General features: G+C 62.0%; 18 protein-coding genes. 4 read left to right on the top strand and 14 right to left on the bottom strand.

Going from position 1 to position 19,006, the window contains the following annotated elements:
* Positions 1 to 208: 208 nt before the first annotated feature.
* The 5 genes from pyrC to BBJ66_RS02465 all read right to left on the bottom strand — a co-directional run bounded on the left by pyrC (position 209) and on the right by BBJ66_RS02465 (position 4,970).
* The gene (gene pyrC / locus BBJ66_RS02485; protein ID WP_071084730.1) at positions 209 to 1,249 is read right to left on the bottom strand and encodes a dihydroorotase; all 1,041 of its coding nucleotides are present in this window, start codon (positions 1,247 to 1,249) and stop codon (positions 209 to 211) included.
* A 72-nt stretch (positions 1,250 to 1,321) separates the two neighbouring features.
* On the bottom strand, positions 1,322 to 1,954 hold the full coding sequence (locus tag BBJ66_RS02480) for a nucleoside triphosphate hydrolase (protein ID WP_049730606.1): 633 nt from the start codon (positions 1,952 to 1,954) through the stop codon (positions 1,322 to 1,324).
* Positions 1,951 to 2,733, bottom strand: a complete 783-nt coding sequence (locus BBJ66_RS02475; protein ID WP_071084728.1) for an ATP-binding cassette domain-containing protein — start codon at positions 2,731 to 2,733, stop codon at positions 1,951 to 1,953. The genes BBJ66_RS02480 and BBJ66_RS02475 overlap by 4 nt, the downstream gene beginning before the upstream one ends.
* Before the next feature lie 2 nt (positions 2,734 to 2,735).
* Complete coding sequence (locus tag BBJ66_RS02470; protein ID WP_049730608.1) at positions 2,736 to 3,800, bottom strand: ABC transporter permease; 1,065 nt, start codon at positions 3,798 to 3,800, stop codon at positions 2,736 to 2,738.
* A 150-nt stretch (positions 3,801 to 3,950) separates the two neighbouring features.
* Positions 3,951 to 4,970, bottom strand: coding sequence for a sugar ABC transporter substrate-binding protein (locus BBJ66_RS02465; RefSeq protein WP_003570686.1), 1,020 nt, complete (start codon positions 4,968 to 4,970; stop codon positions 3,951 to 3,953).
* Positions 4,971 to 5,196: 226 nt separating this feature from the next.
* Here BBJ66_RS02465 and BBJ66_RS02460 point away from each other — a divergent pair, with 226 nt between their 5' ends.
* The 3 genes from BBJ66_RS02460 (at position 5,197) to BBJ66_RS02450 (ending at position 7,715) form a co-directional block, all read left to right on the top strand.
* Complete coding sequence (locus BBJ66_RS02460; RefSeq protein ID WP_071084726.1) at positions 5,197 to 6,444, top strand: ROK family transcriptional regulator; 1,248 nt, start codon at positions 5,197 to 5,199, stop codon at positions 6,442 to 6,444.
* Positions 6,428 to 6,904: an RbsD/FucU family protein gene (locus BBJ66_RS02455; protein WP_071084724.1), complete on the top strand. Its 477-nt coding sequence runs from the start codon at positions 6,428 to 6,430 to the stop codon at positions 6,902 to 6,904. The genes BBJ66_RS02460 and BBJ66_RS02455 overlap by 17 nt, the downstream gene beginning before the upstream one ends.
* Positions 6,905 to 7,121: 217 nt before the next feature.
* Entirely contained in the window at positions 7,122 to 7,715 is a 594-nt protein-coding gene (locus BBJ66_RS02450) for a TetR/AcrR family transcriptional regulator (RefSeq protein ID WP_049730611.1), read from the top strand.
* Positions 7,716 to 7,729: 14 nt separating this feature from the next.
* Here the strand turns inward: BBJ66_RS02450 and BBJ66_RS02445 are convergent, their stop codons facing one another.
* The 4 genes from BBJ66_RS02445 to BBJ66_RS34510 all read right to left on the bottom strand — a co-directional run bounded on the left by BBJ66_RS02445 (position 7,730) and on the right by BBJ66_RS34510 (position 11,346).
* Entirely contained in the window at positions 7,730 to 8,824 is a 1,095-nt protein-coding gene (locus BBJ66_RS02445; protein ID WP_071084722.1) for an alkene reductase, read from the bottom strand.
* 72 nt (positions 8,825 to 8,896) lie between these two features.
* Positions 8,897 to 9,901 (bottom strand): NADP-dependent oxidoreductase, encoded by a 1,005-nt coding sequence (locus BBJ66_RS02440; RefSeq protein ID WP_071084720.1) that lies wholly within the window; start codon positions 9,899 to 9,901, stop codon positions 8,897 to 8,899.
* Between the two features lie 33 nt (positions 9,902 to 9,934).
* On the bottom strand, positions 9,935 to 10,798 hold the full coding sequence (locus tag BBJ66_RS02435) for an alpha/beta fold hydrolase (RefSeq protein ID WP_049730614.1): 864 nt from the start codon (positions 10,796 to 10,798) through the stop codon (positions 9,935 to 9,937).
* Positions 10,799 to 10,980: 182 nt separating this feature from the next.
* Positions 10,981 to 11,346: a hypothetical protein gene (locus BBJ66_RS34510; RefSeq protein ID WP_128146119.1), complete on the bottom strand. Its 366-nt coding sequence runs from the start codon at positions 11,344 to 11,346 to the stop codon at positions 10,981 to 10,983.
* A 31-nt stretch (positions 11,347 to 11,377) separates the two neighbouring features.
* Between BBJ66_RS34510 and BBJ66_RS02425 the strand changes: the two genes are divergently transcribed.
* Positions 11,378 to 12,925 carry a putative bifunctional diguanylate cyclase/phosphodiesterase gene (locus BBJ66_RS02425; RefSeq protein WP_071084715.1) on the top strand — a complete coding sequence of 516 codons (1,548 nt, stop codon included), beginning with the start codon at positions 11,378 to 11,380 and terminating at the stop codon, positions 12,923 to 12,925.
* Positions 12,926 to 13,076: 151 nt separating this feature from the next.
* Here BBJ66_RS02425 and BBJ66_RS02420 read toward each other — a convergent pair whose 3' ends face one another.
* The 5 genes from BBJ66_RS02420 to BBJ66_RS02400 are packed head-to-tail and all read right to left on the bottom strand — an operon-like array spanning position 13,077 to position 19,006.
* Positions 13,077 to 14,546, bottom strand: coding sequence for an NAD-dependent succinate-semialdehyde dehydrogenase (locus tag BBJ66_RS02420; RefSeq protein ID WP_071084713.1), 1,470 nt, complete (start codon positions 14,544 to 14,546; stop codon positions 13,077 to 13,079).
* The gene (locus BBJ66_RS02415) at positions 14,543 to 15,316 is read right to left on the bottom strand and encodes a sulfite exporter TauE/SafE family protein (protein WP_071084991.1); all 774 of its coding nucleotides are present in this window, start codon (positions 15,314 to 15,316) and stop codon (positions 14,543 to 14,545) included. Before BBJ66_RS02415 ends, BBJ66_RS02420 begins: the two co-directional genes overlap by 4 nt.
* A gap of 2 nt (positions 15,317 to 15,318) precedes the next feature.
* Positions 15,319 to 17,310, bottom strand: coding sequence for an alpha-glucosidase (locus BBJ66_RS02410; protein WP_071084993.1), 1,992 nt, complete (start codon positions 17,308 to 17,310; stop codon positions 15,319 to 15,321).
* Between the two features lie 43 nt (positions 17,311 to 17,353).
* Positions 17,354 to 18,118, bottom strand: coding sequence for an SDR family NAD(P)-dependent oxidoreductase (locus BBJ66_RS02405; RefSeq protein WP_071084711.1), 765 nt, complete (start codon positions 18,116 to 18,118; stop codon positions 17,354 to 17,356).
* Between the two features lie 3 nt (positions 18,119 to 18,121).
* A complete protein-coding gene (locus BBJ66_RS02400; protein ID WP_071084709.1) occupies positions 18,122 to 19,006 on the bottom strand; it encodes an SMP-30/gluconolactonase/LRE family protein in 885 nt (294 codons plus the stop codon).

Here is a 19,006-nt window from a genome sequence, read left to right as displayed (position 1 = left end):
TGATGCACTGCACAGGGAAATGTTATGGCGGTAACTTCGAGGCGAAGCTCGCGCATGAGGCGCCCCTCATCCGGCTGCCGCCACCTTCTCCCCGTAAACGGGGCGAAGGGAATATGCCGCACCCTCGTCCCACCAACCTCTCGCAGGGCACGTCCCCTCGCCCCGTTTTTACGGGGAGAGGGTTAGGGTGAGGGGCGGATCCTGGCGCCTACGCCACCACCTGCCAATGCAGCGGAAACATCGGGTCGAACACCGTCACCGGGCCGGCGCCGGTTTCGATCCTGGCGGGAAAAGTGACCGGCTCGGCCTGCTTTGACAGGGTGATGCGTTCCTCGTTCGGCTGCAGCCCGTACCAGGCCGGGCCGTTCAGCGAGGTGAAGGCTTCGAGCCTGTCCAGCGCATCCTCCTGCTCAAACACATGGGCGAGGCAGCTCATCGTGTTGATCGAGGTGTAGATGCCGGCGCAGCCGCAGGCGCATTCCTTCAGCGGATCGACATGCGGGGCGGAATCGGTGCCGAGGAAGAAGCGGGCGTCGCCGCTGGTGGCGGCCGCACGCAGCGCCAGCCGATGGTTCTCGCGCTTGGCGACCGGCAGGCAATAATAATGCGGGCGGATACCACCGACGAGGATGGCGTTGCGATTGATGATCAGGTGATGGGTGGTGATCGAGCCGGCGAGATTGCCCTTGGCCGCCTTGATATAGTCGATGCCATCCGATGTCGTCACATGCTCCATCGTCACCTTCAGCTCCGGCAGGCGGCGGCGCAGCGGATCAAGCACGGTTTCGATGAAAACGGCCTCGCGGTCGAAAATATCGACCTCAGGCGTCGTCACTTCGCCGTGGACGCAGAGCGGCAGGCCGATCTTCGCCATGCGCTCCAGCACCGGCATCGCCTTTTCCATGTCGCGTACGCCACCATGCGAATTGGTGGTGGCGCCGGCGGGGTAGAGCTTGACGGCGGTGATCAGGCCGCTCTTGGCGCCCGCTTCCACGTCATCCGGGCTGGTATGCTCGGTGAGATAGAGCGTCATCAGCGGCTGGAAACGATGACCGGCCGGCACGGCTTTGAGGATGCGCTCACGATAGGCCGTGGCATCCGCTGTGGTGACGACGGGCGGCACCAGATTGGGCATGATGATTGCGCGCGCGAAGGTGCGGCTCGTATCGGCGATCACGCCTTCCAGCATGGCGCCGTCGCGCAGATGCAGGTGCCAGTCGTCAGGGCGGCGGATGGTGATCGATTGCATGGCAGGCCTCCGAAGCGATGCGTCTGCGGCCTCGATAGCACTATCTTTTATACGAAAACAATCGCTGCGGCATCACGCCAGCGCGATCTCCAAAGTCACATCGGCCGGGCGGCGGTTTTCCAGGATCAGCCGGCCGTTCGGCAGGTCGTTGCCGTAGACCTTGGCGCTGGCGGCCTCTTCGCTCAGATTATAACCGCGCCAGCGCGCCCAAAGGCGCTCTTCCAGCACTTCGATCGGCGGCGCCAGCATGATGGTGAAATCGAAGATGCCGTCGAGTTCGGCCCATTTTCCCTGGGTGAAGAGCAGATAGTTGCCCTCGACGATGATGAAACGATCCTTCGGATCAATCGGTCGGGCGGAAGCAATCGCGAGTTCGCGCGCGCGGTCGAAGACCGGCACGAGAACCTCCTGGTCGGCCGGCCTGACGGCCCTGATAATATCGAGGAAGCCTCTGACATCGAAGGTTTCAGGAATGCCCTTGCGGGCCAGAAGGCCGCGTTCGATCAGGATGGCGTTATCCATATGGAAGCCGTCCATCGGCAGGACCGCGGCGCTTTCGCCTCTGGCTTTCAACGCCGCCGCCAGATTGTCGGCCATGGTCGACTTGCCGGAACCCGGCGGACCGGCAATGCCGATGAGGAAGCGCGTTCTATCACCGGCGCGGCTGAGCACCTCGCCGGCGATTTCCTCGGTGCTGACCGTCATGCCGCGACGGGCTCCGTCGGCACCGCCTTGGCGCCGGTCATGAAGGCGACGGCGTCGGACATGGTGTATTCCTTCGGATCGATCACCGTCAGGCGGCGGCCGAGGCGGTGGATATGGATCCGGTCGGCGACCTCGAAGACATGCGGCATGTTGTGCGAGATCAGCACGATCGGCAGGCCGCGGGCGCGCACGTCGAGGATCAGCTCCAGCACGCGGCGGCTTTCCTTGACGCCGAGGGCAGCCGTCGGTTCGTCCATGATGATGACCTTGGAGCCGAAGGCGGCGGCGCGGGCGACGGCGACACCCTGGCGCTGACCGCCGGAGAGCGTTTCCACCGCCTGGTTGATGTTCTGGATGGTCATCAACCCGAGCTCGGAGAGCTTGTTGCGCGCCAGCTTTTCCATCGCCGGCCGGTCGAGCATGCGCAACATCGAGCCGAGCATGCCCGGTTTGCGGATCTCGCGGCCGAGGAACATGTTGTCGGCGATCGACAGCGCCGGCGACAGAGCCAGGTTCTGATAGACAGTTTCGATGCCGGCCTCGCGCGCTTCCATCGGCGAGCGGAACTGCACCTGCTTGCCTTCGAGGGTGATCACCCCCTCATCGGGGGTGACGGCGCCCGAGATCGCCTTGATCAGCGAGGACTTGCCGGCGCCGTTATCGCCGATGACGGCGAGGATTTCGCCGGGGTAAAGGTCGAAATCGGCATTGTCGAGCGCGGTCACGCGGCCATAACGCTTGACCAGACCGCGGGCGGTGAGAAGGGGTTCGCGAGCCATGATTACACCGAAACCTTTCTGATCCACTGGTCGATGGCGACGGCGGCGATGATCAGCACGCCCGTCAAAAGCACTTTCCATTGCGGGTCGGCGCCGAGCATGTTGAGGCCCATCGACACGACGCCGACGATCATGGCGCCGAACAGCGTGCCGAGAATGGAGCCGCGGCCGCCGAAGAGCGAGATGCCGCCGATCACAGTCGCAGTGATCGCCTGCAGATTATAATCGGTGACCGCCGAGGAGGGCGAGATCGAGCCGTTGCGGCCGATCGAGACCCAGGCGGCGAAGGCGGCGATGACGCCCGAGATGGTGTAGACGGTGAGCAGCACCTTCTTGGTCTGGATGCCGGAGAGCTTGGCCGCCTCCGGATCGTCGCCGACCGCATAGACGTGCCGGCCCCAGGCGGTGTGATTGAGCACGTACCAGAGTAAGAGGACGAGCAGCACCATGGCGATGACGCCCAGCGTCAGTACGGCGCTGCCGAGCCTGAAGCTCGCGGCGAAAAGATGCAGCAGCGGCGCCTGTTCGTCGACATCGGTGTCGCGGATCGTCTCATTGGCGGAATAGATGAAATTCGTCGCCATGACGATATTCCAGGTGCCGAGCGTGACGATGAAGGGCGGCAGTTTCATGAAGGCGACGAGGAAGCCGTTCAGCAAGCCGCAGAGGCCGCCGACGAGGAGGCCGCCGATCACGGCGATCGGCGTCGGTATGCCGTAGGTGATGGCGACATTGCCCATGATGACAGCCGAGATCACCATGATGACGCCGATCGAAAGGTCGATGCCGGCGGTCAGGATGACCAGTGTCTGGGCGGCACCGAGAATACCGACGATGGCGATCTGCTGCAGGATCAGCGTCAGCGTATAGGACGAGAAGAACCGCCCGCCGATCGTTGCCCCGAAAATGATGATCGCCAGCACCAGCACGATCAGCGGCACGGCGGCCGGCGTCGAGTGCAGAAAATGCTGGGCACGCTTGATCAGCGAGACATCCTGGTGCTCGAAGGAGGCGACATTCTTGTCGCTGCCGTCGAGGACGCGTTCGAATTCCTGAGTTCCGGTCATGGTTCCTCCTCCGCATCCGCGCGCCGAACCCGCGCGGAGGCCGTCACCCTATTCATCCGTTCGTTGCTTAGCCGGTGGGGCGACGGCACATCGTCCGTCGAAAACGGCCGGGGATCAAGCCCCGGCCGCTCCAGTTTCAAGAGATTGGGCTCAGCCCCAGCACTTGTCGGTGCCTTCCTTGGTGTCGATCGACTTGACGCCGGAAACCGGCTTGTCGGTGACGAGCGAGACGCCGGTGTCGAAGAAGGACTTGCCTTCGGTCGGCTTCGGCTTTTCACCCGAGTCGGCGAACTTCTTGATCGCCTCGATACCGAGCGACGCCATCAGCAGCGGATATTGCTGCGAGGTGGCGCCAATGACGCCTTCCTTGACCGACTTGACACCCGGGCAACCGCCATCGACCGAGACGATCAGCACGTTCTTTTCCATGCCGACGGCCTTCAGCGCCTGATAGGCGCCGACAGCGGCCGGCTCGTTGATCGTGTGGATGACGTTGATTCCAGGATCCTTCTGCAGAAGGTTTTCCATGGCCTTGCGGCCGCCTTCTTCATTGCCGTTGGTCACGTCATGGCCGACGATGCGCTTGTCGTCTTCGTCGCCGATCTTGTCCGGATTCTTCGGATCGATGCCGAAGCCCATCATGAAGCCCTGGTCGCGCAGAACGTCGACCGTCGGCTGCGACGGCGTCAGGTCGAGGAAGCCGACCTTGGCGTCCTTGGCCTTGTCGCCCATCGTTTCCTTGGCCCACTGGCCGATCAGCTTGCCGGCGAGCAGGTTGTCGGTGGCGAAGGTCGCGTCGGCGGCATCGGCCGGCTCGAGCGGCGTATCGAGCGCGATGACCAGCAGGCCGGCGTCGCGGGCCTTCTTCACCGCAGGCACGATGCCCTTGGTGTCCGAAGCCGTGAGCAGAATGCCCTTGGCGCCGTCGGCGATGCAGCTTTCGATCGCTGCCACCTGGCTTTCGCTGTCACCGTCGATCTTGCCGGCATAGGACTTCAGCGAAACGCCGAGTTCCTTGGCCTTGGCCGTCGCACCTTCCTTCATCTTGACGAAGAAGGGGTTGGTATCGGTCTTGGTGATCAGGCAGGCGGAAACGTCAGCCGCCATCGCCGGAGCGGAAAAAGCGACACCAAGCGCGAGCGCGCCGAAAGCGAGAACTGATTTCTTCATGGAACTCCTCCCAGAGTTTGCCGGCGCCGCCCCTGCGGGCCGGAATTTTAAGATATGACACTTTGCCGTGGATTGTTAACTTCCAAAGCCGTCCCGTGCCCTTGACGAGGGCAATTAAGAGCGAAAAGAAATCGTCTTGTCAATAAATAAATCCAATTGAATTATTAATTCGATGTGGCATGCTCCGTTCAAATCGGGCATAGGCCAACGATCGGGAGGAGCGGCCATGTCGACCTTGGATGGACCGGAACATACACCGGTCCCGCCGCCAATTCTAAATCCGGCCGGAGGTGCGAACCAGGTCAGGGTCCGGGCCTATAACGAACGGCTCGTGCTGTCGCTGGTGCGTCTCTACGGTGCGCTGTCGAAGGCCGATATCGCGCGCCGCAGCGGACTGTCGGCGCAGACCGTCTCGGTCATCATGCGGGTGCTTGAGAAGGAAGGGTTGTTGTCGCGCGGGGCGCCGGTGCGCGGCCGTGTGGGACAGCCGTCGATCCCGATGCATCTCAATGCCGACGCCGTCTATTCCTTCGGCCTGAAGATGGGCCGGCGCAGCGCCGATCTGGTGCTGATGGATTTCGTCGGCCGCATCCGCATGCAGTTGCACCGGACCTACGCCTATCCGCTGCCGCAAGAAATCCTCGCCTTCGTTACGTCCGGTATTGAAGAGATCGAAAGCCGGCTCGACGAAAAGCAGCGCGGCCGCATTGCCGGCCTCGGCATCGCAGCCCCCTTCGAACTCTGGAACTGGGCCGAAGAGGTCGGCGCGCCGCCTGGCGCCATGGAGGTCTGGCGCGAGGTCGATCTGCAGGCCGATATCGCCGCGCGCGTCTCCCATCCGGTCTTCATGCAGAACGATGCGACCAGCGCCTGCGGCGCCGAACTGGTGTTCGGCGTGGGGCCGTCCTATCCGGATTTCGTCTATTTCTTCATCGGCTCCTTCATCGGCGGCGGCATCGTCTTAAATTCGGCGATCTTTTCCGGCCGCACCGGCACGGCCGGCGCCATCGGGCCGCTGCCGGTGCGGGGGAAAAACGGCGAGACGATGCAGTTGCTTGAAATCGCCTCGATCTTCGTGCTGGAAAACATGCTGCGCGAGCGCGGCATCGATCCCGAGCCGCTGTGGTATTCGGCCGACGACTGGGTGGATTTCGGCGAGCCGATGGAGACCTGGATCCAGGACAGCGCCAAGGCGCTGGCCCAGGCGATCGTCGCGGCCGCCTCGATCGTCGATTTCAGCGCCGCCGTGATCGACGGCGGTTTTCCCCATTGGGTGCGCAGCCGCGTGGTGCAGGCCACGATCGACGAAGCCGCCAAGCTCGACCTGCAGGGCGTCGTCATGCCTGAGATCATCGAGGGCGCAGTCGGCGCCCAGGCCCGCGCCATCGGCGGCGCCAGCCTGCCGATCTTTGCGCGTTACCTCACAGACCAAAACGTACTCTTCAAGGAGGTAGACCATGCTGAAGGGACTTGATCCGCTGCTGAGCCCGGAGTTGCTTTTCACGCTGCGAGCCATGGGCCACGGCGACGAGATCGCCATCGTCGACGGCAATTATCCGGGTGTCGAACATGCCCGCCGGCTGATCCGGCTCGACGGCCACCATCTCGTGCCCGTGCTCAACGCCGTGCTCAGCGTGCTGCCGATCGACGATTTCGTGCCCGAGGCGATCTTCCGCTCGACCGTCAAGGCCGAGCGCGACAAGCTCGATCCGGTGCATGAGGAGATGATCGACTGCTGCGCCCGCCACGAGCCGCACCGGCAGGTGGTGCCGCTGATCGGCCCGGATTTCTACGGCCGGGTGAAGGCCGCCCATGCGGTGATCCAGACCAGCGAGCCCAGACTCTATGCCAACATCATCCTGCGCAAGGGCGTGATCTATCCGAAAGAACCGGGCACTCAGGCGGCGGCCGGGGTGGACCCGTTCGTCTACTGATTGGGGAATTTCTTCCCTCTTTGCCGCATAAATCAAAGTTGCCACAGAGGGCACCGCGTATGAAAAGACGCGCGGGCCCTTCTGCGTGCTGAAGCGTCTGCACCATTAAGAGCCGCTTTTATTGACTATCCCCATCAATGATATACATCATCAATAAGTCACGCTATAATGACGGCCGACATTATAACTTGGGCATGGCGGTCGAAAGGGCTGTAGAGTGCGGATCACCAAGGAAAAGAAGCAGGAAAACCACGAACGTATTATCGCCACCGCGTCAGAGCTGTTTCGGGAGCGCGGGTTCGATGGCGTCGGCGTGGCGGAGTTGATGGAGCGCGCGGGGCTGACCCATGGCGGCTTCTACAATCACTTCCGCTCCAAGGAGGAGTTGATCGCGGAGTCGACCGAGAATGGTTTGAGCGAGACCTTGAGGCGCTATGCCGGTCATGACGTCCTCGACGTCATGGAACTTTATCTCGCGCGCGAGCACCGGGATGGGCGCGGCCAGGGGTGCACCGCGGCAGCGTTGAGCTGCGACGCCGCTCGACAGCCCGAGGAAACGAAGGCCGTTTTTGCTGCAGGAATAGATAGGCTGGTGCGCGCGATCGAGGGCGGCATTGCACGACACCACGCTTCCGACACCGGGGGCCGCGCGCAAGCCATCACCATCCTCGCTCAGGCCGTCGGAGCAATCGTGCTGTCGAGGGCCTGCCCGGACGACTCCCCGCTGGCGGACGAACTGCTCGACGCCTGCCGGGCGGATTGCCGCGACGCCATCGAAAATCGAACGCGGAATAATGGGGCCGCCATATAGGCAGCCCCATGCCGTCAGGCGCCGACCGGCGCGGCCATTTCAGGATAATCCGTATAGCCCGCCGCGCCCCCGCCATAGAGCGTCGCCATATCGAGATTGGCCAGCGCTGCACCGACTTTCAGGCGTTCGACGAAATCCGGATTGGCGATGAACGGCCTGCCGAAAGCGAACAGATCCGCCAGCCCCTGCTCCAGCCTTGCCGTCGCAAGTTCCAGATCATAGCCGTTATTGGCGATATACGTGTTCCTGAACCGGTGGCGAAGCGCCTGGTAATCGAAGGGTGCAACATCGCGCGGCCCGCCCGTCGCGCCTTCGACGACATGGAGGTAGGCAATGCCCATCTCGTCGAGCTCCTCGACGATATAGTTGAACTGCGCCTGCGGATCGGTTGCCGATACTCCATTGGCCGGCGACACCGGTGAAATCCGAACTCCGGTTCGTTCCGCTCCCACCTCCTCGATGACCGCAGCCGTTACCTCGAGCATCAGCCGTGCCCGGTTTTCGATCGAGCCGCCATAGGCGTCGGTGCGGCTATTGGCCCCGTCCCTGGCGAACTGGTCGAGCAGGTAGCCGTTGGCACCGTGAACTTCGACACCATCGAACCCGGCGGCAATCGCATTGGCGGCGGCGCGACGGAAATCCTCGACAATGCCGGAGATCTCGCGCAGTTCGAGCGCCCGAGGGGCCGACACGTCAACGAAGGCATTGTTCACAAAGGTCTTGGTTTCGGCCCTGATGGCGGAGGGCGCCACGGGCCGCTGCCCATCCGGCTGCAGGTCGACATGCGATACCCGACCGACGTGCCAGAGCTGCAGGAAGATATGGCCGCCCTTGGCATGCACCGCGCCGGTCACCTTGCGCCAGCCGTCGATCTGCGCCTGCGTGTAGATGCCGGGCGTGTCCTGATAGCCCTGCCCTTGCTGTGAAATCTGGGTCGCTTCCGAGATGATCAGGCCGGCCGAGGCCCGTTGCGCATAATATTCGGCAATGAGATCGCCCGGCACAAAGCCTGCACCCGCTCGGTTGCGCGTCAAGGGCGCCATGACGATGCGGTTGGATAGTGTGAGAGAGCCAAGTACGGCGGGCTCAAAGAGTGTCTTGCTGGTCATTTTTCGCTTTCAGAGTTGGAATCTATTTCTGGCGTTCGTCTCGCAATGCACGCCACGCCGGTCAGCTCGACCTCAGTCTGCGACCGCGATGACCACCTTGCCCTTGGCACGCCCGGTCTCGACATAGGCCAGCGCCTCGGCGGTCTTCTCGAACGGAAACACCTTGTCGACGACCGGTCGGATCACGCCTTGCTCGATCAGGCGGGCAATCTCACCCAATTGCTGTCCCTCGGCCCGCATGAACAGGAATGAATAAGCGATGCCGAGGCGCTTGGCCTTTTTGCGAACCCCTCGGCTCAGCAGGCGCAGCACCAGTTTCAGGAAGAGGTTCAGGCCGAGTTCCCTGGCGAATGCGGGATCGGGCGGACCGGAAATGGAGATGAGCCGGCCACCCGGCTTCAGCACGCGCAGCGATTTTTCGAGCGTCTTCGGATCCTGACTGTTCAGCACCAGATCGTAGCCCGACAAGACCTTCTCGAAATCCTGGGTCTTGTAGTCGATCACCACATCCGCCCCGAGGCTTCTCGCCAGTTCGGCATTCCCGGCGCTGGTCGTCGTCGCCACCGTCGCGCCGAGGTGTTTCGCAAGCTGAATGGCGAAAGTCCCGACACCGCCGGAGCCGGCCTGAATGAAGACCTTCTGACCCGGTTTCACCTTGCCCACCTCGACCAGCGCCTGCCACGCGGTCAGCCCGACCAGCGGTATGGACGCCGCTTCGGTCATGCCGAGATTTTTCGGCTTCGGCGCCACATCGGCTTCATCGATGGCAATGAATTCGGCGAATGCACCGACCCGATAATCGCGTGGCCGTGCATAAACCTCATCGCCAACCTTGAACCGCCTGACCCTGGATCCGGTTTTGACAACCGTTCCGGCCACGTCGTGTCCGAGGACGAAAGGCGTACGATAGGGAAGAATGAGTTTGAACTCTCCGTCCCGCAACTTGGAGTCCAGCAGGTTCACAGCCGTGGCCTGAACCCGCACGAGGACATCATTGTCCTGCACTTCCGGTTCGGGCAGGTTTGCCAGGCGCAGAGCGCCCTTCTTCTTGTATTTATCGACGACAAATGCCTTCACGAGGCTTACTCCAATTCGACGTTTATTGTGATGTCAGTCGCCAAGGAAGGCCAAAGCCTTCGGCACGAAATCGGCGTGGTTCTGGAAAATCCCGCCATGCCCGGCATCTTTGTAGATAATCAGTTGCGCGCCGGGAATGCGCCGCGCCATATCGGCGCTGTTGACCGTCGGGACCATGATATCATCGTCGCCATTGGCGATCAGGACCGGGATATTGATCCGACCGAGATCCTGAGGCGCCTGCCGCCCCCAGGCCTTGATCGCCTTGAGTTGCCGCAGAAACGCCCTTGGCGTCGGGCCCTTGTCCCTTCCCGCCTTGCGCTCTTTCAGGCGATCCAGAAAGGCTTTCGCCGCTCGGCGACCATTGGCGGTGGAGGTGAAAAACAGATAGGTTTTTGGGTCGCGCAACGTCAGCAGACCCTTGATCATCAGCGGCCAGGACACGGTGCCGACCTTCTCTATCCCTTTGCCGCCGGCCGGGCCTGTGCCGGTCAGAATGAGTTTCCGCACAAGGTCCGGCGCCTTCAGCGCGATGTCCTGCGCGACAAATCCCCCGAGAGAAAAACCGAGCAGGTCGACTTTTTTGAACCCAAGCGCTCGGATCAACGCGATCGCGTCGCGCGCCATCTCGTCGATGGTGACAGGGGCCGCGCCGCCCGAGGCGCCGATACCTCGGTAATCGGTCGCGATGACATGATGCTTGGTGGCGAGCCCATCGACAATCCGGGGGTCGAAATTGTCCAGCACCGCGCCCCAATGGTTGAGAAGGATGACCGGCACGCCGCCTTGGGGGCCGAGGTCGCGATAGACAAAAGCTGTCTCCCCAACATTGACCCAGAGATTTGGCGCCTCGGCGTAGCAGGCAGCTGACCGAAGGTATCTTATCGTCGCGTTCATCGTTTACTCCATTATCGAACGGCACGCCTAAGAGCTTTGCCGAAGCCGCTCGATGCCGGGCGCGCCTTCACCCCAATCATCGCCATTGCCCTTACGCCTCCTTACGAACGCCGACCGTTGCAGCAGAAAGCCGTCCGCTTCAGCCGTCTGGATATTTTAATGACATTCGTCATCATAGATGATTAATGATAATCATCATCAAAGTTGTCAAGCGGAATTTTCTGAACCGAATCGAAAGCCGTGCTGGTAAAAACGGGCTGAAAGATCAAGCCCACGGCCGTTCTGCTGATGGCCTTAGGCACTAGCGTGCCGCAATCTTCAGATTTGCAGCCCATCCGATTTGCGGGAAAGCTATCCGTTGTGCGAAGCGAAATGCGCGCAGCGTCGGCCAGGCAACCCGTCATTAACCTTGGACATTCCAAGATATCTTTGGATGTGCCGGTCCGCGCTTGAGCGACGACGGCCAGCCGGCCTCTCAATTCCGCCCGAATGACTTGTGGCGGTCTTCGACCACCGCTTGGGATGATGCGGTTCTGCGAGCTGGCCATGAGGGCTCTTCACACAACAGGAGCCTGTTCTATGCCTCGCATCCAAGCAACCAGACCCCAGCTGGAGATACTGGCCTGGCTCGCGATCTTCCTGCTGCTCTTCTGCCTATCCTGGCGCTTCGATTGGCATGAGGGGCTCGATGGGTTCATCGAGCGGCATCATGACTATCCGCTGGATCACGCGCTCCTTGCCCTTAATATCTCCGGGTTTCTGGGGCTCGTTTATTCCGTGCTGCGGATCAGGGATCTTTCCAGCGAGGTTCATCGCAGGCTGCAGGCCGAAAAGAACGTCGACTGGATTGCCTGCCACGACACGCTGACCGAGCTGCCCAACCGCAGATTTCTGGATTCGATATGCGCGCGGGCGATGATCGAGCAAAGGGCGCAGCAAAGCTATGCCGTGTTCAGCATCGATCTCGACGGCTTCAAGAAGGTCAATGACCTGCTGGGACACGATCACGGCGATGCGGTGCTGAAGACGGTTGCGCAGCGGCTTTCCGCCCTCTTTCCCCGTGAGCATGTTTTCCGCCTTGGCGGAGACGAGTTCGTCGTTCTCTCGCGGCGAACCGGAAATCCCGATCTTGCCGCTCTGGCGGACCGCATCGTCAGTGTGATCGGCAAACCTTTCACCTTCAACGGTGTCGCCGTCGACCTCGGCGCCAGTGTCGGCTTCGCACTCTATCCGGAGAACGGCGACGACCTCGCTCAAGTCATCCGGCATTCGGACTGTGCGATGTATGTGGCGAAAAGGCAGGGACGCAATCTGGTGAAGCCCTTCGTGCCTTCGATGCAGGACGAGCTGGCGAAACGGGTTCGACTGGAAGGGGATCTGCGCGCAGCGATCAGGAAGGCGGAGATCGTTCCCTATTACCAACCGCTGGTCGACCTGAGGGCGAACAAGATTATCGGCTTCGAGGCGCTGGCCCGCTGGAAAACGGCTTCCGGCGAATTCATCCCGCCGAGCGAATTTATTCCGGTGGCGGAGGAAGCCGGCCTGATCGTCGAACTGACGGATCAGTTGCTTCGCTGCGCCTGCACCGATGCGCTTTCCTGGCCAAGCGAGCTTGTCCTCTCCTTCAATCTTTCTCCGATCCAGCTGAGCGACCGGTTGCTGGGCCTCAGAATTCTCAGAATATTGGGCGAGGTCGGCCTTCCCGCGCACAGGGTCGAGCTTGAGGTGACGGAAAGCGCCATCATCCAGGACGCCGTCACGGCGCGAATTGTCCTCGACGATCTGGTGAATGCCGGCGTCAGGATTGCGCTCGACGACTTCGGAACCGGCTATTCCAGCCTCTCGCAGCTCTCCAACTATCGCTTCGACAAGATCAAGATCGACAGGAGCTTCGTCGCCTCGTTCGAGACCAACGACAAACAGGACAAGGTGATCAAGGCGATCATCGCTCTCGGCGCCGGACTTGGCGTGACGATCACGGCCGAAGGCATTGAAGAGGAAAGCCAGCTTCAGCGGCTTCAGGATCTCGGCTGCGACATCGGTCAGGGATATCTGCTCGGCAGACCGGCGCCGATCGAGAAAATCACCGCAGATCAAATCGGCACCAGGATTTTGCAACGCGGTTGACGGGGGCTGCGGTATGTCGGCTCTGATTCAGAGCCGACACGAACTTATCCGTTCAAGCGCGTTCGTTCTCTGTTGCAACGAGAGAAGTACCCGCTTCAACATCCCGGGATTGGAATCGCGATATCGTCGATCGTGATCGTGATCGTGATCGTCAGATCCCCCCGAGGGCTACATACTTCAACTCCAGAAAGCCCTCAATTCCGTACTTCGATCCTTCGCGCCCGGTGCCGGACTGCTTGATGCCGCCAAAAGGAGCCATCTCGTTGGCGATCATGCCGGTGTTGACGCCGACCATGCCAGCCTCGAGCGCTTCCGCAACACGCCAGATGCGGGCCATGTCCTTTGCGTAAAAATAGGAGGCCAGGCCGAATTCGCTATCATTGGCCATGGCGATGACGTCGTCCTCGTCCTTGAACGAAATGATCGGCGCCAGCGGCGCAAAGGTTTCTTCCTTCGCCACCTTCATTGCCTGCGTCACGCCGGTGACGACCGTCGGCTCGAAGAACGTGCCCCCGAGCGCGCTTCGTTTGCCGCCGGAAAGCACGGTCCCGCCTTTTGCGACCACATCGGCGACATGCTCTTCCATTTTCGCCACAGCCTTCTCGTCGATCAGCGGCCCTTGGCTGACGCCGGTTTCGGTACCGCGACCGAGCGAAAGTCCCGAAACCTTGGCCAGGAGCCGTTCGGTGAACGCGGTAGCGACGCTCTCCTGCACGTAGATGCGGTTGGCGCAGACGCAGGTCTGACCGGCGTTGCGGAACTTGGAAATCATCGCGCCTTCGACGGCGGCATCCAGATCGGCGTCGTCGAATACGATGAAGGGCGCGTTGCCCCCCAGTTCCAGCGACAAGCGCTTGATGCCGTCGGCTGCCTCCTTCATCAGCCAGCGGCCGACGCCGGTCGAGCCGGTAAAGGTGATCTTGGCAATCTTCGGATTGTGGCAGAACTCAAGACCGATTGGCTTGGCCGCGCCGGTCACGACCGAGAACACGCCCTTCGGCACGCCGGCGCGCTCGGCCAGAAGGGCAAGCGCCAACGCCGATAGCGGCGTCTGCGAAGCGGGCTTCAGGATCATGCTGCAGCCGGCGGCAAGGGCCGGGCCTGCCTTGCGGGTGATCATGCCGTTCGGAAAATTCCACGGCGTAATCGCCGCGCAGACGCCCACCGGTTGCTTCAGGACCATGATGCGCTGGCCGGCATTGGGACCGGGAATGATATCGCCGTCGATGCGCTTTGCCTCCTCCGCGAACCATTCGAGATAGGCGGCATTGGAGACGACCTCACCCCTCGCCTCCGCCAGCGGCTTGCCTTGCTCGGTCGTCAGGATCAGCGCCAGATCGTCGGCGTTTTCGATGATGAGATCGTACCAGCGCTTGAGCACCTGCGCTCGTTCCTTGGCCGTGCGCCTTGCCCAGAGCTTCTGGGCGGCCGCTGCGGCATCGATCGCTTCGGCGACAACCGCCTGGCCGAGATCCGGCACATTGGCAATCAGCGCCCCGTCGAAGGGGTCCGTGACCGCAATCGACTTGCCGTCAGGCGCGGCGATCCACGCGCCGTCGACGAAAGCCTTGTCTATGAGAAGCGCGGGGTCCCTGAGGGCAAGCGTGCGACGCTCGGTCATGATGCATGATCTCCTATGATCTTCAAAAGGGCGGGAACGGCCAGCGACAGGCCGGACAAGAGAAGCAGGCCGAAGGCCATGCGGCGGATGGACAGAGCGGACAGGGGCGGCGGCCACCTTTTGGCAACCGAGGTCATGATCATTACGACCGGAATGCAGAGCAGCCCCCACCAGAAGCCGCTGTGCGGCACCTCGCCGGCAACCGCGACCATGGACAGCCGAATGACCGCATTGACGGCAAAGACCGCCACCAGCGTTTCGCGGATGCTGACGGCCGGCAGCGGCTGCCGGTAGAGATGATAGACCAGCGGCGGACCGGCGGTGGAAAACAAGCCGCCCATCAGGCCGGCAACCGCCCCGAAAAGCGCAAAGGAAACCGTCGATGACCGCACCGCCAGCGGCTGCGGCTTCAGCGCGAGCTGCAGGCTGGAGGCAATGATGACGATACCGAGCACAAGCTTCAGCCAATCGATGGACGTCGAAACCATCAAGCCCAGCAGCCAGTATCCGGCAGCAAGAGCCGCAAGGCTGGAGATGACGACCGGCCAGAATTCCGCCCAGGCGATATCGCGCCAGCCGCGTGCCAGGACCTGCGCCGCATTGACGAGCACCATGCAGCCGACGAGTACGGCGGCCTCCGGCAGCGGCATCAGCCCGGAAAGCCCGATGCCGCCCATCATGATCAGGCCGAGGGCAAAACCGGTCAGGGTCTGCATGTAGGCGGCGACGCCCGCCAGCACCAGAAGCCCCGCAAGACCGGCGACGCTCACCGTCACAGGCCCCGAAGACCGGAAAACAGCGCTTCATCGGCGCAACCGGCGCGATAGAAAACGGGCGGCTGCCCCAGCGGCGCGGCAACTTGCACCTTTTCGCCGCCGGCAAAGGTTTCGCCGGTCCAGGCGTGAATCCACCGCTCGCCCTGCGGCAGGTAGACGAGACGATCCGCCTGCGCCGCCTCCCAGATCGGCGCGACCAGCATGTCAGGGCCGTAGAGATAGCTGTCCTGGATCGCGTATGTCTGGCGATCGTCCTGGTAATGCAGGAAGAGCGGCCGCTGCACCGGCAACCCCCGCGCAACCGCCTCATCGGACAGGCGTTTCAGATAGGGAGCGAGATGCTTGTAGATCCTTGTCATCCGGGCGAAATGCGACAATACCTGCGGATCCTGATCTAGCTGGACGTTCTCGCGCGGACGATTTCCCTCGTGGCTGCGCATGACGGGCGTGAATGCCGCCATCTCAGCCCAGCGCATCAAAAGCTCCGGCGTGCGGACATTGCCGAAGAGACTGGTGTAACCGCCGATATCGGAGTGGTGATAGGCGTTGCCGAGCAAGCCGGAAGACAGTGCCGCACAGATAACCGTGACCAGCCCGTCGTGACGGGAGAAATCGACCGACTGGTCGCCGCCCCACAATAACGGGCAATGTTTCTGAACGCCGGTGAAGCCGGCGCGCATGAAGAACAGCGCCTCGCCGGTCTGGCTGCGGCTGGCAACGGCCTTGGCGTTGACCTCGGCCCAGAGCGTCGGCCACTGATTGTGCATCAGCTTGGCGTCGATGCCGTTGGAAAGATGGACGTCGATTGGCAGATATTCGCCAAAATCGGCCATCCAGCCGGAAAGACCGTAGTCGAGCATCTTCTTGCCGATGATGTCCTCGGCAAACCATTCCGCCGCGGCCGGATTGGTGAAATCCACGACGCCGCAATCGAACTCGCCGAAATCAACGAGTGCGGTCCCCCCGGCCGCATCCGTTGCAAAGTAGCCGGCTTTCTCGGCGATCTCGAACAAGGGGCCATCGACACACAGATAGGGGTTAACGTAGCCCAGGAAGCGGATGCCGTGATCGTTGAGTTCGGCGATCTTCCGGCGCAGGCCCGGATAACGGTCCTCGTTGGCCTGCCAATCCCAGAAAAGACGCGCGCCGAAAGAAGTCTGACGCAGGCCGACCCAGTCCTCGCACCACAGAGCCGACACCTCGACACCCGCGTCGCGCATCGACTGAAGGCGCCGGAAGGAATTCTCCCCATCCTTCAGGCCGATAATCGCGCCGTTATATACCCAGTCGGGAAGCGGCGGCTGGCGGCCGAAGCGGTCCGACAGCACCTCGACCAGTTCGACGAACGTCGGAGCGGCGAAGAACTCGATCCGCTCCGGGATCGCCCAGACCTCGATCTCGTGAAAGGCCTTGCGGCGGAAATCGAAGACGGAATAGGCCGACGTCTCCACATGGCATGCGTAAAGAGCCGAAGAAACATAAGTCGGCTGCGGATAGTTGGTGTTGAAATAGTCACCGCCGGCCCTGTCCTTGACGTTCGATTTGAACGTGATCTCGCTGGTTTGGTCGCGGCCGACGCCGGGCTCGGACGTCCAGAGCGGAAAGCGGCGGCCGCGCATATCGAAATACGACATCTGCTCGCCCCCGCCCCAGACATGCTCATCGTGATCGGCGGGAATTCGGATCCAGAGCCGGTTGACGAGGGGATCGGGCGCTTCAAATTCGATCGCCCCGTTCTCGATCGTCAACACCAGCCGTGGCTTCTGGCCCGACCGTTCCGACAGGGCGACCCGGTTTCCGTCGATCTCGGCATGCGCCAGTCGGCCGCGCTCAATGACATAGTCCTCGATCTCGAAGTTGCCGCGATACATATCCATGCGCTCCTCGCCGATACCGGCGAAGATGCAGGGCGCACTCGTACTGTGATCGAGGATCGTCCGGCCGTTGATGGACACGGTAAATCCGGTTTCCGTCTTTTCGAGTTTCATCGCAATGTCTTTCAGATCTTGCATCGTCTTGGTCGGTTCTCGGTCAGTTCTGGGTCAGGCCGGCATCGACGACGAAATTGGCGCCGGTGCAGCCGCCGCTTTCGTCGGAGCCGAGAAAGAGCGCCATGCGCGCTACATGGCTTGCATCCAGCCTGAATTTCAGCGCTTGCAGTTCGAGGAACTGCTGGTTCTGCTCCGGCGAGGTCCACAACTTCAGCTGTCGCTCGGTGACAACAGCGCCGGGCACGATGCAGTTGACCCGGATTCCGGAAGGGCCGAGTTCGCGGGCAAGCGTCTTTGTCATGCCGTTTATCGCGGCCTTCGCGGTCGTATAACCGACCATGCCCGGACGCCCGCGCATCCAGGAAATCGAACCGAGCATGATGATCGATCCCGTCCCCTTTTCCGCCATGCGCGAGCTGACGGCCTGGGTGGCGAAGAACTGGTGATCGAGATTGAGCGACAGCGCCCTGCGCCAGCCGTCCGGCTCGACATCGCTCATCGCGTGACGATCGTCCTTGCCCGCATTGTTGACGAGGGTATCGATGCCGCCGCACGCCTGCTCGATCTCGGCGATGGCAACCCGCAACGCCGCAATGTCGGTGATATCGCATGCGGAAAAGGCAGCACCTGTTTCGGCGGCAAGCTTTGCCCCTTCGACCGCGTCGATATCGATGAAGGAGACATTTGCGCCCTGCGCCGCAAAAGCCCTGACCATTTCCGCGCCGATCCCCGACGCGCCGCCGGTGATCAGCACGGCGCGGCCCTCAAGAGATGCATAACGAACGCTGTCATAGGTCGATGGCATGGATCAGACTTCCGGATTGAAGAGAGGTTTTTGCAGCCCGGCGACATCGGCGCGCATGGCAAAGAGACCGCCGGACAGCGGGAATGCATCAAGCTCTGCCTCGGAGCGGCCGACGCTGGCGCTGGTGCAAAAGAGCGTACGCATGTCCGCACCGCCGAAGCTGACCATTGTCGGGCATCTGACGGGAACAGGATATTCGGCCAGCAGCGCGCCGTCCGGCCTGTAGCGCTGCACCCGGCCGCCCTCGAACAGGGCCGTCCAGTAGCAACCTTCGAGGTCGACAGCGCCGCCATCCGGGCGGCCCTTGTCCGTTTCGCTGCCGAACCGGGCAAAGACCCGCCGGTTGGATGCGATGCCGGTTTCCGGCGCGTAATCATAGGCGTAGAGCGTGTAGCGCAGCGTATCGGCGTGATAAAGCCGGCGTCCGTCCGGTGAGAAAGCGACGCCGTTCGAGGTCAGAAGACCATCGGCCAGTCGCGCCAATCCGTTACGGTCATACCGGTAAAGTCCAGCAATGCGTTTTTCGCGGCTTTCATCCACCGTTCCGGCAACGAACCGGCCCATCGGATCGACCATGCCGTCATTGAAGCGGCTGATCCTCTGGTCCTCCGGATTGTCGGCGAGCTTTCGAACCGGCTTGCCGTCCGCATCGATCAGCCAGATCCCCGACCGCAATCCCGCTACGAAACCGCCCCCTGCAGAGAGGCCGATGCAGCCAATTTCTTCCGAGAGATCAAACGTCGTCAAACTGTGCGCCTGCGGGTCGAAACGATGGATGCGGCAGCGCTTGATATCGACGAAATAGAGCACCTGCTCGGCAACCGACCACAAAGGGCATTCGCCGAGCGACGTTTTTGCATCGAGAACAAGGTCAAAGCCGGCGCGCAC

It is taken from the genome of Rhizobium sp. RSm-3 (assembly GCF_001854685.1).
Lineage (GTDB): Bacteria > Pseudomonadota > Alphaproteobacteria > Rhizobiales > Rhizobiaceae > Rhizobium > Rhizobium ecuadorense.
The sequence above is the reverse complement of the archived record's forward strand: the minus strand, read 5'-3'. Positions and strand labels throughout refer to the sequence as shown.

Excerpts from the sequence above, each read along its gene's own strand:
- pyrC (WP_071084730.1), bottom strand. The coding sequence starts at position 1,249 with ATGCAATCGATCACCATCCGCCGCCCTGACGACTGGCACCTGCATCTG.
- BBJ66_RS02480 (WP_049730606.1), bottom strand. The coding sequence starts at position 1,954 with ATGACGGTCAGCACCGAGGAAATCGCCGGCGAGGTGCTCAGCCGCGCC.
- BBJ66_RS02475 (WP_071084728.1), bottom strand. The coding sequence starts at position 2,733 with ATGGCTCGCGAACCCCTTCTCACCGCCCGCGGTCTGGTCAAGCGTTAT.
- BBJ66_RS02470 (WP_049730608.1), bottom strand. The coding sequence starts at position 3,800 with ATGACCGGAACTCAGGAATTCGAACGCGTCCTCGACGGCAGCGACAAG.
- BBJ66_RS02465 (WP_003570686.1), bottom strand. The coding sequence starts at position 4,970 with ATGAAGAAATCAGTTCTCGCTTTCGGCGCGCTCGCGCTTGGTGTCGCT.
- BBJ66_RS02460 (WP_071084726.1), top strand. The coding sequence starts at position 5,197 with ATGTCGACCTTGGATGGACCGGAACATACACCGGTCCCGCCGCCAATT.
- BBJ66_RS02455 (WP_071084724.1), top strand. The coding sequence starts at position 6,428 with ATGCTGAAGGGACTTGATCCGCTGCTGAGCCCGGAGTTGCTTTTCACG.
- BBJ66_RS02445 (WP_071084722.1), bottom strand. The coding sequence starts at position 8,824 with ATGACCAGCAAGACACTCTTTGAGCCCGCCGTACTTGGCTCTCTCACA.
- BBJ66_RS02435 (WP_049730614.1), bottom strand. The coding sequence starts at position 10,798 with ATGAACGCGACGATAAGATACCTTCGGTCAGCTGCCTGCTACGCCGAG.
- BBJ66_RS34510 (WP_128146119.1), bottom strand. The coding sequence starts at position 11,346 with ATGGCCAGCTCGCAGAACCGCATCATCCCAAGCGGTGGTCGAAGACCG.
- BBJ66_RS02425 (WP_071084715.1), top strand. The coding sequence starts at position 11,378 with ATGCCTCGCATCCAAGCAACCAGACCCCAGCTGGAGATACTGGCCTGG.
- BBJ66_RS02420 (WP_071084713.1), bottom strand. The coding sequence starts at position 14,546 with ATGACCGAGCGTCGCACGCTTGCCCTCAGGGACCCCGCGCTTCTCATA.
- BBJ66_RS02410 (WP_071084993.1), bottom strand. The coding sequence starts at position 17,310 with ATGAAACTCGAAAAGACGGAAACCGGATTTACCGTGTCCATCAACGGC.
- BBJ66_RS02405 (WP_071084711.1), bottom strand. The coding sequence starts at position 18,118 with ATGCCATCGACCTATGACAGCGTTCGTTATGCATCTCTTGAGGGCCGC.